The organism is Streptomyces sp. NPDC096048 (genome assembly GCF_044763415.1).
In the GTDB taxonomy this organism is placed as follows: domain Bacteria; phylum Actinomycetota; class Actinomycetes; order Streptomycetales; family Streptomycetaceae; genus Streptomyces.
This window is the reverse complement of record NZ_JBIWGG010000017.1, coordinates 30,915-49,437: the sequence shown is the minus strand read 5'-3', so window position 1 is coordinate 49,437 and position 18,523 is coordinate 30,915. Positions and strand designations below refer to the sequence as shown.

General features: G+C 74.4%; 7 protein-coding genes. 2 read left to right on the top strand and 5 right to left on the bottom strand.

The annotated features are described in order from the left end of the window. Window positions 1-87 precede the first annotated feature (87 nt). From ccrA to ACIQ6R_RS35050, 3 genes are read right to left on the bottom strand one after another with little or no spacing between them, the layout of a single operon-like run. Entirely contained in the window at window positions 88-1,326 is a 1,239-nt protein-coding gene (ccrA, locus tag ACIQ6R_RS35060) for a crotonyl-CoA carboxylase/reductase (RefSeq protein WP_404186088.1), read from the bottom strand. Then, window positions 1,323-5,177: a type I polyketide synthase gene (locus ACIQ6R_RS35055; RefSeq protein ID WP_404225899.1), complete on the bottom strand. Its 3,855-nt coding sequence runs from the start codon at window positions 5,175-5,177 to the stop codon at window positions 1,323-1,325. The genes ccrA and ACIQ6R_RS35055 overlap by 4 nt, the downstream gene beginning before the upstream one ends. Continuing rightward, window positions 5,170-13,764, bottom strand: coding sequence for an amino acid adenylation domain-containing protein (locus ACIQ6R_RS35050; RefSeq protein WP_404225897.1), 8,595 nt, complete (start codon window positions 13,762-13,764; stop codon window positions 5,170-5,172). The genes ACIQ6R_RS35055 and ACIQ6R_RS35050 overlap by 8 nt, the downstream gene beginning before the upstream one ends. A 430-nt stretch (window positions 13,765-14,194) precedes the next feature. Here ACIQ6R_RS35050 and ACIQ6R_RS35045 point away from each other — a divergent pair, with 430 nt between their 5' ends. Both ACIQ6R_RS35045 and ACIQ6R_RS35040 read left to right on the top strand, forming a co-directional pair. After that, complete coding sequence (locus ACIQ6R_RS35045; RefSeq protein WP_404225895.1) at window positions 14,195-15,484, top strand: protein kinase; 1,290 nt, start codon at window positions 14,195-14,197, stop codon at window positions 15,482-15,484. 48 nt (window positions 15,485-15,532) lie between these two features. Continuing rightward, complete coding sequence (locus ACIQ6R_RS35040; RefSeq protein ID WP_404225893.1) at window positions 15,533-16,051, top strand: RNA polymerase sigma factor; 519 nt, start codon at window positions 15,533-15,535, stop codon at window positions 16,049-16,051. Window positions 16,052-16,431: 380 nt separating this feature from the next. Here the strand turns inward: ACIQ6R_RS35040 and ACIQ6R_RS35035 are convergent, their stop codons facing one another. Together ACIQ6R_RS35035 and ACIQ6R_RS35030 are read right to left on the bottom strand one after the other, a co-directional pair. Continuing rightward, window positions 16,432-17,205, bottom strand: a complete 774-nt coding sequence (locus ACIQ6R_RS35035) for an aminotransferase class IV (protein ID WP_404225891.1) — start codon at window positions 17,203-17,205, stop codon at window positions 16,432-16,434. 151 nt (window positions 17,206-17,356) lie between these two features. Continuing rightward, window positions 17,357-18,049, bottom strand: a complete 693-nt coding sequence (locus ACIQ6R_RS35030) for a PAS domain-containing protein (protein ID WP_404186076.1) — start codon at window positions 18,047-18,049, stop codon at window positions 17,357-17,359. Window positions 18,050-18,523 lie beyond the last annotated feature (474 nt).

The window sequence follows — 18,523 nt, the reverse complement described above, 5'->3', positions numbered from 1 at the left end:
GTGCGGACCGGCACGGCACGGCGACGGGCCGGCCCCACCGCCACCCGGGCCGCGTGGTGGCGGTCGGCCGGCCCGCCCCTCCGTGCGTCACTCCGACGCGTTCACCAGCACCGCCATGTTCCCGGCCGGGTGACGGTTCTCGTGGATGAGCTGGTGGGCCAGGCCGATCTCCTCGAAGGTGAAGGTGCGGGAGAGGCAGGGTTCGACGGCGCCCTGGTCGATGAGCCGCGTGATCTCCCGGGCCTCACGGGCGCTGGCCACGTGGGAGCCCTGGAGACGCTTCTGCCGCATCCACAGGAAGCGGAGGTCCACGTCGCCGTTGTAGCCGGTGGTGCCGCCGCAGATGACGACCATGCCGGCGTTGTCGCACAGGTACATGGAGGTGGGGATGGTGTCGGCGCCGGAGTGCTCCAGCACGATCCGCGGGTTGCGGCGTTCGCCGAGCACCTCCCAGAAGCGCCGGCCGAAGGCGCGTGCCCCGGCGAGCCAGCGGGCCATCGCGGCCTCGTCGGCGGTGTCCGGCATCCGGCCCCAGTGGTCGAACTCCCGCCGGTCTATCCAGCCCTTGGCGCCGAGGCCCACGCAGAACTCGCCGCGCTCCTCGCTGGAGACCACGGCGACCGGGATGCCGCCGACGTGCCGGACGAGCTGGATGGCGATGCTCCCCAGGCCGCCGGCGCCGCCCCAGATCAGTACGGGGTCGCCGGGGCGGACGGTGTGGGGGTCCCAGCCGAACAGCTGCCGGTAGGCGGTGGCCGCGGTCGCCATGTAGCAGGAGGCGGCCGCCCAGGACAGCCGGGCGGGCTTGGGGTGGCACATGTAGTCGTCCACGACGGCGAACTGGGCGAAGGAACCGTAGTTCTCCTCGTACCCCCACACCCGCTGGGTGGCGGAGGCGGCCGGGTCGCCGCCGAGGCGGATGTCCTCGGCCCTCTCGTCCCAGCGGCAGGCGAGCACGACGACCTCGTCCCCGAGACCGACACCGTTGACGTCCTCGCCGACCGCCCACACGACGCCGGACAGGTCGGAGCCGCCGATGTGGAAGTCCTCGGTCGCGCCGGCCTTCTGCCGGGCGCCGATCACGTCGAGCGGCACACCCAGCGCCGCCCAGACGTTGTTGTAGTTGACGCCGGCCGCCATCACCTTGACCAGCACCTGGCCGCGGCCGACCGGGGGCACGTCGACCACTTCGGTGCGGAAGGCGTCGACGGGCTGCCCGTAGCGCTCCCGGCGGATCAGCGAGGCGTACATCTTGCGCGGCACGGTACCGATCTCGGGCGCGTCGCCCAGCTCGTAGAGGTCCTGTGCTGCGGTGGTCACGGTCATACGGGGTCTCCTGGGGGCGTCACTGGTACGGCCGCGTCGGAGCCGGAGGCACCGCGGAGGGCCTCGGCCACGGTCTTGCCGATCAGGGCGAGCGGCTCGGGTTCGGTCATCTCGTAGTGGCCGCACGGCACCCTGTGGTCGTGCAGGGTGCCTCGCACGTACGGCCGCCAGGCGTCGGCCTTGCCGGGCAGGACGGCCAGGTCGCCGGAGCCGTCCGGGACCGTCTCGGCGTCCGCGCTGAAGAACAGCACGTCGCCGTCGAAGGCACCGGGCTCGAATTGCGGGGCGAGGCGCAGGTTGTTGCGCATGACCTCGGCGATGGCCGCGGCCTGTTCGCGGGTGACGGGCGAGCCGGTTCCGTGCGACCGGGGCTCGCCGCCGATCCGGTCGAGCACGGACGCCACGGCCGGCGGTTCGGCCTCCGGGTCCACCGGCAGGCCGGCGACGCGCATGAGCAGGGCCGCCACCTGGCGTTCGGCGCCTGCCTCGTCGTAGGCGCCGCCGTGCGGCTGCGGGGCGTCCAGCATGGCCAGCAGCTCCACCCGCTCCCCCCGCTCCCGCAGGGCGCGAGCCATGGCGTGGGCGACGAAGCCGCCGTACGACCAGCCCAGCAGCCGGTAGGGGCCGTGCGGTTGGACCGCGCGGACCAGATCGACGTAGGAGGCGACCATGGCGGGGGCGTCGGGCGCGGGCGGGCGGGTTCCGTCGAGGCCGGCGGCCTGGATGCCGTACACCGGCTGGTCGCCGCCGAGGTGGGGCAGCAGTCCGGTGTAGCGCCAGGAGACGCCGGCGCCGGGGTGCACGGCGAACAGCGGCGGGGCGCTGCCCTCGGGCCGCAGCGGCAGCAGGGGTGCCATGGCATCGGCGGCGGCCGTCGGGCGGCCGGCCTCGTCGGCGGCGGCGATCACGCCTGCGACGGTGGGGGCGGCGAGCAGGGTGGCCGCGGGCACGTCGAGGACGCCGGCCCGGCGCAGCCGGCCCGCGAGCAGGACGGCGCGCATGGAGTCACCGCCGAGGTCGAAGAAGTTGTCGTGGACGCCGATGCCGCCGATGCCGAGGGTCTCCTCCCACAGCCGGGCGACCGACTGCTCCCGGCCGGTGCCCGGCGGTACGTGCGCGGTGGTGAGCCGGGGCCGAGGCGCGAGGGCCGGTTCGCTCCGGCCGGTGTCCGGGGCGTCGGAGTCGGTGGCACGGGCGCCGGGGGCGTCGATCCAGTGCCGGTGCCGCTCGAAGGCGTACGGCGGCAGCGGCACCGTCCGCGGCGTGCCCGGCACCGGCGGAAGTGCGGCGGCCACCCCGGCGCTCCAGAGCCGTCCGAGTGCCTCGCTGAGGACGAAGTCGTCCGAGGCGTCGGACTTGGCGTGCCGCATGGTGGTCACCGTCACCGGTTGCCGAGGGGCGAGCTGCGCGGCGGCCAGCTTGGTGAGGGTGTCCCCGGGGCCGATCTCCACCAGGACCGGGAGCCCGCGCTCGCGCAGGGCGTCGACGCCGTCGGTGAACCGCACGGTTCGGCGGGTGTGGTCGATCCAGTGCCGGACCGAGGTCGCCTGGGCGTCGGTGATCCAGGTGCCGGTGACGTTGGTGACGAACGGGATGCGGGGCGGGCGCAGGGTGACGGCGCGCAGGTGCTTCTCGTACGTCTCCAGGACCGGGTCCAGGACGTGGGAGTGGGCGGCGGCCGGGATCCGCAGGCGGCGGAACGGCATGTCCCGCCGGGTGAGTTCCCGCTCGAAGCGGACGACGGCATCCTCGTACCCGGCGACGGTGCAGGCGGCGGGCCCGTTCACCGCGGCGAGGGACAGCTCGTCGTCGAGGAGGCGCCGCACCTCCTCGGCCGGGGCCGCGACGCCGACGGTCGCGCCGCCCGCCCCGCTGATCAGCCGGACGCGTTCGGTGACCAGCGGCAGCATGTCCTCCAGGTCGATGACCCCGGCCAGGCAGGCGGCCGGGTACTCGCCCAGCGAGTGGCCGATCAGGGCGTCCGGCCGCACGCCGGCGGCCATCAGGGTGCGGGCCAGGGCGTACTCGGTGACGACCAGGCCGAGGAAGGTGGCGGTGTGGTCGTCGCCGGCTCCCTCGAAGACGGCGGCGCGTACGTCGGTGCCGAGGGCGGGGCGCAGGATGTGGGCGCATTCGTCGACGGTGTCGCGGTAGACCGCGTGCTCCCGGTACAGCTCCGCGCCCATGCCCGGGTACTGGGTGCCGCCGCCCGGCAGCAGGAACACCACCTGGGCCGGCTCGTCGGGCACGGCCGTGGAGGCGGGTGCGGCGGAGCGCAGGGCCGTCACCGCCTCCTCGCGGGAGGCGGCGGTGACGGTCAGCCGGTGGCGCAGCGCGGGGCGGCTCGTGCGCAGCGCGTGTGCCACGTCGGCCAGGGGCAGGTCCGGGCGGCGTTCGAGATGGCGGGCGAGGGCCTCGGCCTGGCCGGGCAGGGCGCCGGCGGTGCGGGCGGAGAGCGGCAGCACGAGCCGGCCGGTCTCCTCGGCGGGGGGCCGCGGGGCGGGCGCGGGCCCCGGGGCCTCTTCCAGCAGCACGTGGGCGTTGGTGCCGCCGATACCGAAAGCGCTGATCGCGGCCCGGCGGGGGTGGCCGGCGTCGGGCCAGTCCTCCAGGGCGGTGGGGACGCGGAACGGCCCGGCCGCGAAGTCGATGAGCGGATTGGGCCGCTCGAAGTGCAGGCTGGGCGGGATCTGCCGGTGTTCCAGGGCGAGGACGGCCTTGATGAACCCGGCGATGCCGGCCGCCGCGCCGAGGTGGCCGATGTTGGTCTTGACCGAGCCGAGCGCGCAGTAGCCGGTGCGGTCGGTCGTCTCGCGGAAGGCCTCGGTGAGGGCGGCGACCTCGACGGGGTCGCCGAGGCGGGTCGCGGTGCCGTGCGCCTCGACCATGCCGATGGTGCCGGCGTCCACCATGGCCTGGGCCTGGGCGGCGAGGACGACCTCGGTCTGGCCGGCGGCGCTGGGCGCGCTGAAGCCGACTTTGCGCCGGCCGTCGTTGTTGACGGCGCTGCCGCGGACGACGGCCCGGATGCGGTCGCCGTCGGCCAGCGCGTCCTCCAGGCGTTTGAGGACGACGGCGCCGACGCCGTCCCCCGAGGAGGTGCCGGCGGCGTCGGCGGCGAAGGCCCGGCAGTGGCCGTCGGGCGAGAAGGGCCCGTCGGGGACGTGCCGGTAGCCGAGCAGTGCCGAGGGGTTGACGGAGACGGCGGCGGCGAGGGCGGTGTCGCAGCGGTAGTCCAGCAGGTCCTGGCAGGCGGTGTGCACGGCGACGAGCGCGGTGGAGCAGGCGGTCTGGAGGGAGATGCTCGGGCCGGTCAGTCCCAGTTCGTAGGAGACGCGGGTGGCGAGCGTGCCCAGCGAGTTGGCGGTCGCCGCGTGCACCAGGTCGACGGAGCCGGGCTGTCCGGCGTAACGGGGGTGGACGTGGGCCGGGTAGTAGCGGCTGTCGCCGCTGCCCGCGTAGACGCCGAAGGTGCCGTGGTCGCCGTCCGGCGCGAGGCGGCCGGCGTCCTCCAGGGCGTGGTAGGCGGTCTCCAGGAGCAGACGCTGCTGCGGGTCGATGACGGCGGCGTCGGCCGGCGTGCAGCCGAAGAAGCCGGAGTCGAAGCGGTCGATGCCCTCGATGACGGAGGCCATCCGGACCAGCGAGGGGTCGTCGAGGTCGCGCGGGTCTCCCCCGGCGGCCAGGAACTCCTCGTCGGTGACGGGCCGTACCGATGCGCGGCCGGCGGCGAGGTTGTCCCAGAAGGCGTCCAGGTCGTCGGCGTCGGGGAAGCGGCCCGCCATGCCGATGACGGCGACGGCGGGCACCTCCTCGTCCAGGGTCTCGCGCGGTCCGTCGGTCTCATGCATGTCCTCGGCCCTTTCCGTGCCTCGGGGAGCGGCGGGCCCGGGCCGCGCGCTGTCGTTGTGCCTGGTCCCTGGCCCGGTCGAGCCCGTTCGGTGGTTCCCCGGCGCCCTCGTCGTGGGCCGTGCGCCCGGGTGTCCGGTCGGCGAGGTGGCGGGCGAGGTCGCGCACGGTGGGGTGGGCGAACAGGTCGACCACGGTCAGTTCGGCGCCGAAGGCCTGGTTGACGGCGGTCTGTGCGCCGACCAGGAGCAGTGAGTTGCCGCCCAGGTCGAAGAAGTTGTCGTCCCGGCCGACGCGGTCGCGGCCGAGGACCGAGCACCAGAGCGCGGCGAGCCGCTGCTCCAGCTCCATCCGTTCCGCCCCGGGCCCGTCGCCGGGCGCGGGGCGATCGGCGCTGCCGGCGGCGCGCAGTACCCAGGGGACGGCTCCGGCGGCGTCGGCCGCCGCCCGGTACAGGGCGCCGAGGTCGGCGCCTTCCTCCAGAGCGACGCGTCCGGCCAGCCGGCTGACGGCCCGGGCCGGTTGGGCGACGTGGCTGCGGACCCAGGGCACGGTGCGGTCGGCGCCGATCAGCAGGTGGGGCTCGTCCAGGGTGCGGGCGAGGTCGAGAGAGCGGAGCGCGGCGGTGGTGTCGAGGACCCGGTAGCCGCGGGCCTCGGTGAGCGCGGCGAGCCGGTAGCCGCTGCTCATGCCGCGTTCGTGCCACATGCTCCAGGCCAGGCTCTGTGCGGGCAGTCCCCGGGCCCGGCGGTGCAGGGCGAGGGCGTCGAGGTAGGCGTTGGCGGCGGCGTAGGCGGAGTTCAGGGCGCCGCCGAACCAGCCGTTGACGGAGGAGAACAGGACGAACGAGGTCACCGGATGGTCGGCCGCGACCCGGTGCAGGGTCCAGGCACCGTGGGCCTTGGCGGCCAGGGCCGTCGTCCAGGCGTCGGCGTCCAGTTCAGCGGCCGGCCGCTCCACCAGGGCGCCGGCCAGGTGCCAGACCGACACGAGGGGGACGCCCCAGGCGTCGCGGGCCGCGTCCACCGCCGCCCGTACCCGGCTCTCGTCGGTGACGTCGGCGCGGGCGTACCGGACCTGGTCCGGGTCGGACAGTCGCGGATCACCGGGAGCGGGTTCGGAGCGGCCGAGGATCAGCACTCGGGTGCCGGGGGTGCGCAGCAGGTGGGCGGCGAGTTCGGTGCCGACTCCGCCCAGCCCCCCGCTGATCAGGTGGAAGCCCTCGGCGGCGGGCGGCTCCGCGCGGGCCGGCCTCTCGGGCAGCGGTACCAGCCGGGCCACGTGGCGTGTTCCGTCGCGGTAGGCGACCGCCGCGTCCACGGGCGGCTGTGCGACCTCTGCCAGAACGAGCGGCACGGGGTCGGCACCGGGCTCGACGTCCAGGTGGACGCAGCTCCGTGCCGGGATCTCCTCGCGCAGCGACTTGAGGACGGCTCCGGCCATCGCCTGGGCGGGGCACGGGAGTTCTCCGCCGGTGACGGCCTGGGCGCCGACCGTGACGTGCAGCAGGTCCGCGGGGCGGGTGCCGAGGGCGCGGGCGAGCGTGAGCAGGGTGCGGGCGCTCGACTCGTCGGGGGCGGCGTCGCCGGTGGCCGGTGCGGTGAGGTGGACGACGGCGTCCACCGTCCGTCCGTCGGCCTCGAGGTCCCCCAGCAGTGCCGCGTGGTCCGTCTCGTCGGCGGGCCTGATCCGGTAGCGGGCGGCGTCGAGGCGGGCGTAGGACGGTCCGTCCGTGACCACGGTGCAGCGGGCACCGTCGGCGCGCAGGGACCGGGCCAGGCGTTCGGCCGGTTCCCGGGTGTGCGGGCCGCCGAGGGCCAGGACGAGGGTGTGCCGGTCCGCGGGCAGGGCGCGGGGCGTGCGGGGCGCGGCGGGGCGCCACGCCGGCCGCAGGAACCAGTCGGGCAGGGTGGCGGCGGTGCCCATGAGCAGTTCGGACTCGCGGACGGCGTCGTCGAAGTCGCCCGCCTCGAAGCTCCTGCGCAGCTTGGTCCGCTGGATCTTGCCGATCTCGGTCTTGGGGATGTCCTCGGGGGCGACGGGAACGAGGAACGCGGGGCTCACGCCGATCTCTCGGGTGACCTTGCCCGCGATCTCCCGCAGCGCGGTGGCGCGGTCGGAGCCGGGTTCCAGATGGAAGAAGAGGACCAGTTCGTCGGTGGTGGCGGCCGGGTCGGAGCGGACCGCGCAGGCGGCGGTGTAGCTGCGCTCGACGGCGGGCAGTTCCTCGACGCAGGCCTCGATCTCGTGGCTGTAGTGGTTGACGCCGTTGACGATGATGACGTCCTTGGCGCGCCCGGTGATGAACAGTTCGCCGTCGCGCAGGAACGCCAGGTCGCCGGTGTCGAACCAGCCGTCGTCGGTAAATGCCTCGGCGTCGGCGGCCGGGTTGTCGTGGTAGCCGCCGGTCACGGAGGTGCCCCGGACCTGGAGCCGGCCGACGTCGCCCTCGGCGAGGACGGTGGTGCCCTCGCCGACGACGCGCATGGCGAAGCCGGGGTAGGGCAGGCCGCAGCTGATGAACGTCTCGTCGGCGCCGTTCGGTTCGGCCGGGAGCACCGCGTCGGTGACCACCGAGCAGGTCTCGGACATGCCCCAGCCGGGATGCATGACGTCCTGCGGCAGCCCGAAGGGCCGCAGCGTGTGCAGGAAGCCGCGCGCGGCGGCGGCCACCACGACCTCGCCGGCGTTCATCACGAGCCGCATGGGGCTCAGGTCCCAGTCGCGGTCCTGGAAGCGCTCGGCCTCCTCGGCGAGCAGGCCGAAGGCGAAGCTGGGCGCCCAGGTGACGGTGACCCGGTGGCGGTGGGCGAGGTCCATCCAGCGGGTCGGGTCCTGGAGGATCCAGGGGGTGGGCGCGTGGATCTGCCGGCAACCGAGGTAGAGGTCGCGCAGGTGGAACATGACGACGCCGGTGACGTGGTCGAGCGGGATCCAGTTCAGGGTGACGTCGTCGGGGCCGAGCCCGTTCATGGCCTCGGTGGCGGCGGACCGGGTGAGCACGTTGCGGTGGGTGAGCCGGACGGCCTTGGGCAGGCCGGTGCTGCCGGAGGTCATCAGCATGAGAATGAGGTCGTCGGGCCGGGCCTCGTACCAGTCGCCGTCCTCGGGCGCGTCCCGGAGCGCGTCGGCGGTGGTCAGGCGCAGGCCGGGCCAGTTCTGCCGGTCGGCGAGGCGGCGCAGGCCCGCCTCGGGCCCGGCCGAGCAGACGATCGGGGGCCGGCCGAGCATCCGCCAGATGCCCTCCAGCTTGGTGAGGGCGGCCGAGGGGGTGTCGTAGGACGGGGGGACGGTGAGCGGGACGGCGACGAAGCCGCCGAGGACGCAGCCCCACAGCACGGCGAGGAAGTCCTCGCTGTCCTCGCACTGGAGGATCACCTGGTCGCCGGGGCGCAGTCCGGCCCGGCGCAGTCCGGCGAGGACGCGGGAGGCCTCGGGGATCAGGGAGGCGTAGGCGCGCCGGGTCTCGCTGCCGTCGGCACGCACGTGCACGATGTCGCCGGTGGCGCGCTCGGCGGCGCGCACGAGTGCCTCGCTCCAGCGGGAGACGCTGGGTTCGGGCAGCTCCCGGCCCTCGCTGAGCGCGGGGCGGCGTCCGGCCGCCGGGCGGTCGGTCCTCGCGGGGGCCGGGAGCGCGGGGCGGCGGGCCGGGCCTGCGTGTCGGCGGGCCGGCTCCTCGGGTGCGCTCTCCACCGCGACCTCGGCGGCGGTGACGCCCGCGGTGTCGGCCAGGGCGCGCCGCCATTCCTCGGCGGCGGTGCGGTCGACCGCGGGCAGCGCGGTGAGGGCCGCCGTGTCGAGGGTGCCGTCGGCCGCGCGGGGAAGGATGCCGACGGCGGTGGTACGGACCGTGCCGGCGGCGGTTCCGGCGCGCTCCAGAAGCCGTCGCACTCCGTCGGCGGCCTCGGCGCGGCCCGGCACCACGAAGAGCCGGGGGGCGCCCGTGTCGGCCCCGGGCAGGGCGACGGCGTCGCGGACGCCGGGCGTGGCGAGGGCGGCCTCGGTCAGGGCGGCGGTGTCGGGTGCGGGGACGCCCGGCGGTGTGCGCGGCGCGGGCGCCGGGAGCTTGCCGAGCCGGGTGTCCGGTTCGGCGGCGACGGTGGTCAGCAGTCGGCCCAGGGCGCGGGCGAACTCCTCGGCGGTGGCCGGGTCGTAGAGGTCGGTGGCGTACTCGATGTGCAGGTCCAGGCCGTCGGCGGCACCGGCGGCGGTGTGCCGTTCGAGGACGTCCACGAACAGGTCGAACTTGGCGGTGCCGGTGGCGGTGGGCCGCAGCGGCACGGCGTCGCCGTCGAGGCGGAGCAGCGCGGGCTCTTGGTTCTGCAGGGCGAGCATGACCTGGAACAGGGGGTGCCGGCCGGGCCGGCGCGGCGGGTTGAGTTCGTCCACCAGTCGGTCGAAGGGCAGTTCCTGGTGGTCGAGGGCGGCCAGATCCCCCGCGCGTACCCGGGCCAGCAGTTCGCGGAAGGCGGGGTCGCCGGATGTGTCGGCGCGCAGCACCAAGGTGTTGGTGATCAGGCCGATCAGGTCGTCCAGGGCCGCTTCGGAGCGGCCGGCGACGGGCACGCCGAGCACGATGTCCTCGCCGGCGCCGCAGCGGCTGAGCAGGGCGCCGACGGCCGCGTGCAGCACCATGAAGAGGCTGGCGCCCTCGCGTTCGGCGAGGCCGGCCAGCTCCCGGTGCGGTCCGGCCGGAAGGTGCACGGTGACGTGGGCGCCGCCGCGCGGGGCGGGCGGCCGGGGCCGGTCACCGGGCAGGGTGCACTCCTCGGGCAGTCCGGCCAGCGCCCGGCGCCAGTACGAGGTCAGCCGTTCGGCGGCGCCTACGCCGTCCGCGGGGGCGAGCAGGGCGCGCTGCCAGAGCGCGTAGTCGGCGTACTGTGCCGGGAGGGCGTCCCAGTCCGGGGCGGTGCCCGCGCGCCGGGCGGCGTAGGCCGTGCCGAGGTCGTCGGCGAGCGGGCGCAGGGACCAGCCGTCGGCGGCACCGTGGTGCAGGACGAGCAGCAGGGTCCGCTTGTTCCCGGTGCCGAACAGCCAGGCTCGCAGGGGACTTTCGGCCGTCAGGTCGAAGCGGTGCCGGGAGGCGGCCCTCACGTGGGCGGCGATCTCCTCGGCGGGGCAGTCGACGGCGCGCAGCCGTGGCCGCAGCGCCCCGGGCGGCAGGATCCGCTGGTACGGGGTGCCGTCGTGGTCGGCGACGACCGTGCGCAGGATCTCGTGCCGGTCGGCGAGGTCGCACAGGGCGGCGCGCAGCGCCTCGGTGTCGGTGCCGGGGCCGAGCGGCACGGCGAGCGGGATGTTGTAGGTGGCCGCGGCGTCGTCGAGCCGGTTCAGGAACCACATGCGTTCCTGGGCGTACGACAGCGGGACGCGCTCGGGGCGGGGCCGCGCGCCGAGCGCGGGGCCGGCGGGCGCGGTGTCGGGGCCGCCGCCCAGGAGCCGGGCGAGGGCGGCGGGCGTCGGCGTCTCGAACAGGGCGGTGATGGGCACGTCGGTGCCGGAGGCGTGGCGCAACCGGACCAGCAGCCGGGTGGCGAGCAGCGAGTCGCCGCCCAGGTCGAAGAAGCCGGTGTCGATACCCACGCTGTCCCGGGGCAGCTTGAGCACGTCCTCGAACAGGGTGCATACCAGGGCCTGTCCGGAAGTGGCGGGGCGGGCGCCCGCCGCCGTTGCGGTGAAGTCGGGGGCGGGCAGCGCGTCGGTGTCCAGCTTGCCGTTGGCGGTCAGTGGCAGTGCCGGTACGGTCACACAGGCGGCGGGGACCATGTGCTCGGCCAGGTGCGCGGCGGCATGGGCGCGCAACTCGGCGCTGGTGGGCGGCTGTTCACCGATGGTGACGGTGTAGGCGACGAGCTGCCGGGCGCCGTTGCCCGTCTCGCGGACGACGACGGCCGCGCGGGCGACGCCGGGGTGCCGGGCGAGGACGGCCTCGATCTCGCCGGGTTCGACGCGGAACCCGCGCAGCTGAACCTGCCGGTCGGCGCGGCCGAGGTGTTCGAGGGTGCCGTCGGCGCGGCGCCTGGCCAGGTCACCGGAGCGGTACATGCGTCCGCCGGCCGGTCCGTAGGGGTCGTCCAAAAAGCGCTCGGCGGTCAGTTCGGGCCGGTTCAGGTACCCGGGAGCCACTCCCGCGCCGGCGACGTAGATCTCGCCGACGGCGCCCGGCGGGACGGGTCGGCCCCCGGCGTCCAGGAGGTGGACGCGCAGGTCGGCGAGCGGCGTGCCGACGACGCTGCCGCGGCGCGGGTCGGTCAGGTCGGCCGGGGTGAGGCGGTGGTGGGTGACGTGCACGGTGGTCTCGGTGATGCCGTACATGTTCACCAGGGCCGGGTGGTCGAGGCCGTGGCGCCGGGTCCACGGGAGCAGCCGCTCAGGGTGCAGCGGTTCACCGCCGAGGACGACGTACCGCAGCGCTCCGGCGGTGGGCTCCTCGTCGGCGTCCACGAGCTGTTCGAAGGCGGACGGCGTCTGGCTGAGGACCGTGACGCCCTCGTCGTGCAGCAGGCGCAGGAAGTGACGCGGGGAGCGGCTGACCTCGTACGGCACGACGACGAGGCGGCCGCCGTGCAGCAGGGCGCCCCACATCTCCCAGACGGAGAAGTCGAAGGCGTAGGAGTGGAAGAGGGTCCACACGTCTTCGGCGCGGAAGTCGAAGTGCTCGGAGGCGGCGGCGAACAGCCGGACCACATTGCCGTGCGGGACGGGCACGCCCTTGGGGCGGCCGGTGGAGCCGGAGGTGTGGATGACGTACGCGATGTCGTTCGGGCCGGTCGGCCCGCCGCGCTCGGCGTCGGTGAGGTCGCCCGCCGGGAGCGCCGCGAGGGCGGCGGTGACGGCAGGGTCGTCCAGGAGGACGGTGGGGGTGTCGCCGCCGAGGTCCGCGGCAAGGCCGCTCTCGGTGACCAGGAGGACCGGTGCCGCGTCCGCCGCCACCAGGCGCAGCCGCTCGGCCGGGTGCCCGGGGTCCAGCGGGAGGTAGGCGGCGCCGGTCTTGAGGACGGCCAGCAGTGCGGGCAACAGCCGGGGGCCGCGGGGCAGGGCGAGGGCGACGACCCGGCCGGGGCCCGCGCCGCGTTCGACGAGCAGCCGGGCCAGCCGGTTCGCCTCTTCGTTGAGCCGGCCGTAGCCGAGGTGGGTGCCCTCGTGGGTCACGGCGACCTGGTCGGGCCGGGCCCGCGCCTGCCGTTCGAACAGTGCGGTGAGGGTGGTGTCGGCCGGGAGTTCGCGCACCGGCAGGTCGCGCGGGTGTTCGCCGGGCAGCAGCAGGTCGAGGCCGGCTAGCGCGGTGGTGGGGGCGGCCTGTGCCAGTCGCCGCAGCAGAGCGAGGAACCGGTCGCGGTGGAGGGCGAGTTCGTCCTCTTCGTACAGGGCGGGGTTGGCGTCGAGGCTGAACCACAGGGTGCCGGGGCGGGTGCCGGGCCGGACGTTGATCTGGAGGTCGTCGACAGCGCCACCGGACAGGTGGTGCCAGGTGGCCGCGGCTCCGCCGAAGTCCAGCTCCTCGGTGAAGGGCACGATGTTCAGCACGGGTCCGTACAGGCGGCGCCCGGTGCCGAGCAGGCCGAGGTCCCGGCGGACGGACTCGCCCCGGTACTGCTGGTGGCGGCGGAGTGCGGTCAGTTCGGCGGCGACCGTGCGGGCGAACTCGGCCAGTTCCGTGCCGGGCCGGGCAGTGACGCGCAGCGGCAGTACGTCGGAGGCGGTGCCCGGGGTGCGCAGTGCCGCGCTGCCGAGCCGGCTCATGGTGGCCATGCCGAGTACCAGGTCCTCGGCGCCGGTCATCCGGTGCAGGTAGGCGGCGACGGCGATGGCGATCAGGTCGGCGCGGGTGACGTCCAGCCTGGTGGCCGCGGCCGACAGCGCCTCGGCGTCCGGGGCGTCCAGTTCGGCGGCGCGGCGCAGGAAGGGGGCGCGCGGCGGGGCCGTCCGGCGGGTGAGGCGGGCCGGTTCCGGCAGGCCGGCCAGGCGCCGGGCCCAGTGGTCGCGGTCGCGGGCGTGGCGTTCGGACGCGAGGTAGGCCGCCTCCTCGACGCGGAGCCGGTCGGCCGGTTCGAAACCGCAGGGGGCGGGGTCGCGTTCCTGGAGCAGCGCGTTGTAGACCTCGGCGAGGCGGCGCCCGAGGAGCTTGTAGCTGTAGCCGTCGAGCAGGATGTGGTGGGCTCGCAGCAGCCAGATGTGGCGGTCGGCGGCGAGGGTGAGGAGGGTGTGCGCGAACAGCGGGTCCTTGTCGGTGTCCACGGGGGTCGCCAGGTCGGCGTGGATCAGTTCCCAGGCAGCGGCCACCGGGTCGGGGGCGTCGCTCACGTCGGTCCGGTGCAGCGGCCAGTCGCGCGCGTCCGCCGCGGGGGCGCAGCGGGGGCCGTCGTCGGTGTCCTGGAAGCGCAGTGCGAAGGTGCCGGCCTCGTCCACCGTGCGGCGCAGCGCCGCCTCGAACAGCTCGGTGTCCAGGGTGCCGTGGATCTCCACCGCCTCCGCCGTGTTGTACGCGGCGCTGTCGGGGGCGAGCCGCTGCGCGTACCAGAGGCCTGCCTGGGCACCGGACAGCGGTCGGAGTTCGTCCTCGGGGAGAGTCTCCTTGCGGAGTGACATAGCACAACCCTCACGTGACAAGCCGTATCGGCCCGGCCGGCGGATGGCCGACCGGCCGGTCTGACAGGAAAGCGCCCTCGGCCCACGGGGCCGGCGGCACGGGCACCGCATCGAGGGTGCGGGCCGTGGCGGGTCCGCCGCCGGTTCACGAGGTCCACACGTTGGGACAGCCGGTCGAGGCAGGTCAAGCCCGGTCCGGTCGCGGAGGTGTAAACCAGGTGTTTCCCTCGACAACGCGCTCGCCGGGACCGCTGTCCCGGCGTCGACAACTAGAAGAATCACGCGACTTTCTCCGGACCCCGCGCCGCGAGTGGATTCCTGCGGCTTCAACCGTGCAACCTCGTTCGGACGTTGTGCCTGGCCCGTGCGAGTGACGAGTCGTCGTCGGCACCGGCTTCCAGCAGAGAGCGGACGAAAGAGGTCTTGGGTGATGCGTCGTGCGTTGTGCCCGGTGGAGACGCTGTACGTCGGGCAACGGAGCCGGGCGGTGCTCTCCTGCGCCCTGAGCGGCCGACTCGATCTCGGTGCCCTGTCGGCCGCGTTCGACGCGGTCACCGGCGAGCACCCGTCGCTGCGGAGCCGGATCGTGCCGGACGGCGAGGGGTTCGCGCTGGAGCTGCTGGACGAGGCGGAGCGGCCTCGGCTGGCCACCCGGACCGGGAACACCGAGAAGGCGTACGCGGCGGAGCTGAACACGCCGCTGTCCGTGGGCGGGCCGATGAGCCGGGCGGTGCTGGTGAGCGCCCCGGAAGGGGAGGATCACCTGTTCGTGCTCTCCGTGGACCACACCGTCGTCGACGGCCACAGCGGCATCGCCCTGCTCAACGAGGTCTGGGACCGCTACCGGGTACTCGTCGAGGACGGGACGCGGCCCGACACCGCGGACCGCGACGCCCTCCGGTGGCCGCGACCGGTCAGCGAGTTGCTGCACCCGGCAGACCCGGAGCGGACCACCGCGCACCTGGAGCGGCGCATCGACGAGGTGCGCCGGAACCCGGTGGAGCTGGTGCCCTACGACGTCGCCGACCCGTCCGGCGTCGAGGGACGCATCGAAGTGTGCAGGCTGACGCTGGACGCGGAGCGGACCGGCCGGCTGCGCCGCACCGCCCGCGCGGCCGGCGTCTCGGTGCACGCCCTGGTGGCCGCGGCCCTGCTGACGACGGCCCGCGGCCACCTGCCCGACGGACCGCGCACCCTGGGCTGCCTCTCACCCGTCGACCTGCGCTCGCGGCTGTCGCCGCCGGTCCCCGCGCTGATGATGGTGCCCGCCGTCACCACTCACCTCCAGTTCCTGGCACTGCCCACCGACCCGGACCCCATGGACGTGGCCCGTACGGTCCACGAGCGGCTCGCCGATTTCGTCGCGGGTGACGGTCCGGCCGAGGAACTGCGGATCACGCCGGAGGTGCCGCGCCGTCCCACGCTGCAACTGGCGACGGTGATCGCCACGAACATGGGCGTCGTGCCCGGCCCGCGGCTGCCGGAGGGTCTGGAGGCCACCGACATCCGGCTGGTACCTGCCCGGGAACAGTACTTCCCGGCGGCCGGGCGCAGCCCCGTGATGGCCTGCGTCGTCTCCTTCGAGGGGCGGCTGGCCATCGAGTTCCCGCACTTCACCGCCTGCTACAGCCCGGAGTTCATGGGGGCCCTGCGCGACGGGGTCGGCGCGGTACTCGCCGCCTTCGCCGACGCGGCCCCGGCCCCGGCCCCGACGAGCTGAGGCGGCCCACCGCATCGCACCTGCCATCACGAGGAGCCCCGCGCCGACATGAGCGGTGTCATCGACATACCCACACCACTGGCGCTGCTGCCGCGCGCACAGGCGGGCGACGAGCAGGCCATGAACCAACTGCTGAGCGGTATCAGCCCGTACGTCGCCCGGCTGTGCCGGTCCATCGCGCACGACGACTGTGCCGACGCCACGCAGGAGGCCCTGCTCGCCGTCTACCGCGGTCTGCGGACTCTGCGCGAACCGGCCGCGTTCTACGGCTGGGTCCGTGCGGTGACGGTCCGCGAGGCCGTGCGCACCGTGCAGCGGACCGGCCGGGAGGGGCCGTACCAGCGGGTCGACTCATGGCAGGAGACCAACCCTCTGGACGTCGTCCACATCAGCGACGTGCTCGACCGGCTCTCCACGTCCCACCGGCAGGTCCTCACCCTGCGCACCTACGGCCTCAACGAGGTGGAGATGGCCCGGGTGCTGTCGCTGCCGGTGGGCACCGTACGCTCCCGGCTGCACCGCGCCCGCGCGCGGTTCCGGGAGGCGTGGCAGCCTTCAGCCGCCTGAGGTGGCGCACCTGCGGATCGCGGGGGACCGGCGGGTGTCCGGTCGGTGATCGCCTGAGAGCCCGAGGAGCGGGATGCTCCCCTCGGTCCGGTCCTCGGCATCGGCCGCGGCGTGGGCGGAGCCGGTCGGCGACGGCCGCACCGAGGAGGCCTCGGCCCGTACCAGGAAGAGGCGACGGCCACCGACCGCTCCTGCCGGCCGGCGCGGAGGGACGCGTACCGCCCGGTCCGGCGATGACATACCGGCTGCTCCAGCGGCACGCGACGTTCCTTGCTCCCATGACGCCCCTCGAACACCCGCTGGGACTCGTCGACCACGTCCTGGCTCACGGCGAGGAGGCCGTGGCGGGTCTGAGGCGCAGACGCGTCCGCACCGTCCGGTCAGAGCGTGCGGGTGGGCAGCGTCCGGTAGGTCTCCGCGAGCCGGGTCATCGCGGGATGTGAGGCGGGGTACTCCCTGTGGTCGATCCGGGTGATGGGACGTAGAACGGTGGCCGCGTTGGTGGCGAACGCCGCCTCGCACTCGTCCAGGTCGCGGAGGCTGATCAGCTCCGTGGGGTCTCCCCCGGCGCGGCGCAGGAGCTGCCGGGTCGTGCCGGACAGGACGTCGCCCCCCGGCCAGACGATCCGGCCCTCGCGCACCAGGCCGATGTTCCAGGTGCCGCCCTCCAGCACTTCACCGTCGGAGCCTGTGAACAGCACGTCGTCATACCCCTCCCGCCGGGCCCGGCGGCGGAGCCGGAGAGCGGGCCCCAGGGCGACCGACTTCACCTCGGGCAGGTCACGGCGGTGGACCGCGGTCCGCACCCGCAGGGGTCCGGGGTCCGCCTCCGGAGCCGGCCGTGCCGTGACCAGGATGCGTGGATGGGCGTCCGCGTCGATGGTGGCGAGATTCAGTGCCGGATCGAACACGGTGATGCGGACGATGCGGCGGCCGCTCGCCGGCGCGGCGCGACGGGCCAGGGCACGCGCGCGGTCCGGGTCGAGTGCGGTGTCGAAGAGGAGCCGGCAGTCACGGACGAGGCGCGCCAGGTGGAGTTCGAGGCCGCGTACTCGTCCCTCCTCCGCCAAGAGGGTGGTGAAGTGTCCATAGTTGGTCAGAGCCAGTGCCGCCAGGGCGTCTTCGCCCGCGGGCCGGCCGTCGAGTTCGATCACGACGTCACCCTGTCACGTCTGCCGTGGCCGGCACGACGGTCGGCGGTCCGTCGCAGGTGGCTCGTGAGGTGGCGGGCGGATGGCGGACGGGGGTGTGCGGGACGCGGGGCGGCGGTGTCACCGCCGCCCCGCGTCCCGGGTGGAGTACGGCTCACTTGATGTATTCCTCGACCACCTTGGGCGGCCAGGTGCCGACCTTGAGGACGCCCATGGAGTAGGCGCGGGAGACGAGGGCGGCCCGGTTGGGGACCTTGAGCGCCCGGAGCAGTCCGCTGACGTGGTACTCCACTCCCTGGCGGCTGAGGAAGAGGCGGGCGGCGAGGGGAATGGTGGAGACTCCGGCCGCGATGCCCTCCAGGATGCGGGCGTCGATCTCGCTGAAGAGCTTCTTGCGCGGTGCCATCTCCTCGGCGGCCTCCATCCGTTCGCCCGCGCCGGACATCACCACGAGGATCGCGGCCACGTCGGGGGTGTGGCCGCCTTGGACGGCCAGAGCGCGCAGCGGGAGCGAGGAGGCGGTGCTCTCCTGGTCGACGGCTATGACATCGGTGAGGAAGCGCTGCCGCTTGCCCTCCAGCATGCGCGAGAACTGCTGCATCAGCGGTGGCCGGACGCTCGGGTGGATCAGATCGCAGAAATGCCGGCCGCAGAGGCTGGCGGACGGACCGCCGAAGCGCTGGTCGAATTCCTGATTGACCTGCTGGATGGTGAGGGCGGGATCCAGGCAGGCGATGTAGGCGTCCGTCCGGTCGAAGCCGTCGGTGCGGTCTGCCGGGTCGGGTGTGCCGGCCGGTCCGACCACGGGGGCGCGGTCCATGAGCGTGGCGTGGGGGGTAGGCGCCAAGGAACTCAAAACCCTTCTTCTATCGGTGCTTTAGGAGGAGGGAGGGCCAGGTTTTCGCCTGACCTTGCAAAAAGGATGCGACAGAAAGGAAGACGTTGGGATATTACGAACGCCGACGATGACGGGTCAACGCGAAACAGGTCTGACCTGCTAATACTGCGGTAACTTCTTCGGTGGGTACGGTTCCGCACCGAAGGGGTTCGGTCGGGAGGGTTCGGTGTCGGGCACCGAACCCTGCGGTGCCGCCGCGGCGGGCGGAAACCGGCCCGGATCGAGCCAAATGAGACAGCTTCCTCGGGCCGGCGCGGTGCATCATCGCTCCAGGCCACAGCACGGTTACGTGGAGTGCTCCCGGAGCCTGTCCCTGGCTCCGGGAAGAGGGGCGGACAGAAAGCGATTACCGGGCAGAGGCCGCTCGGCCGAGGGGAAACGGAAATGCCAGGACCCCGTCCCGGGCATTCGGGACGGGGTCCT

Bases quoted from the DNA above. Each gene is read 5' to 3' on its own strand.
- ccrA (WP_404186088.1), bottom strand. From the start codon at position 1,326: ATGACCGTGACCACCGCAGCACAGGACCTCTACGAGCTGGGCGACGCG.
- ACIQ6R_RS35055 (WP_404225899.1), bottom strand. From the start codon at position 5,177: ATGCATGAGACCGACGGACCGCGCGAGACCCTGGACGAGGAGGTGCCC.
- ACIQ6R_RS35050 (WP_404225897.1), bottom strand. From the start codon at position 13,764: ATGTCACTCCGCAAGGAGACTCTCCCCGAGGACGAACTCCGACCGCTG.
- ACIQ6R_RS35045 (WP_404225895.1), top strand. From the start codon at position 14,195: ATGCGTCGTGCGTTGTGCCCGGTGGAGACGCTGTACGTCGGGCAACGG.
- ACIQ6R_RS35040 (WP_404225893.1), top strand. From the start codon at position 15,533: ATGAGCGGTGTCATCGACATACCCACACCACTGGCGCTGCTGCCGCGC.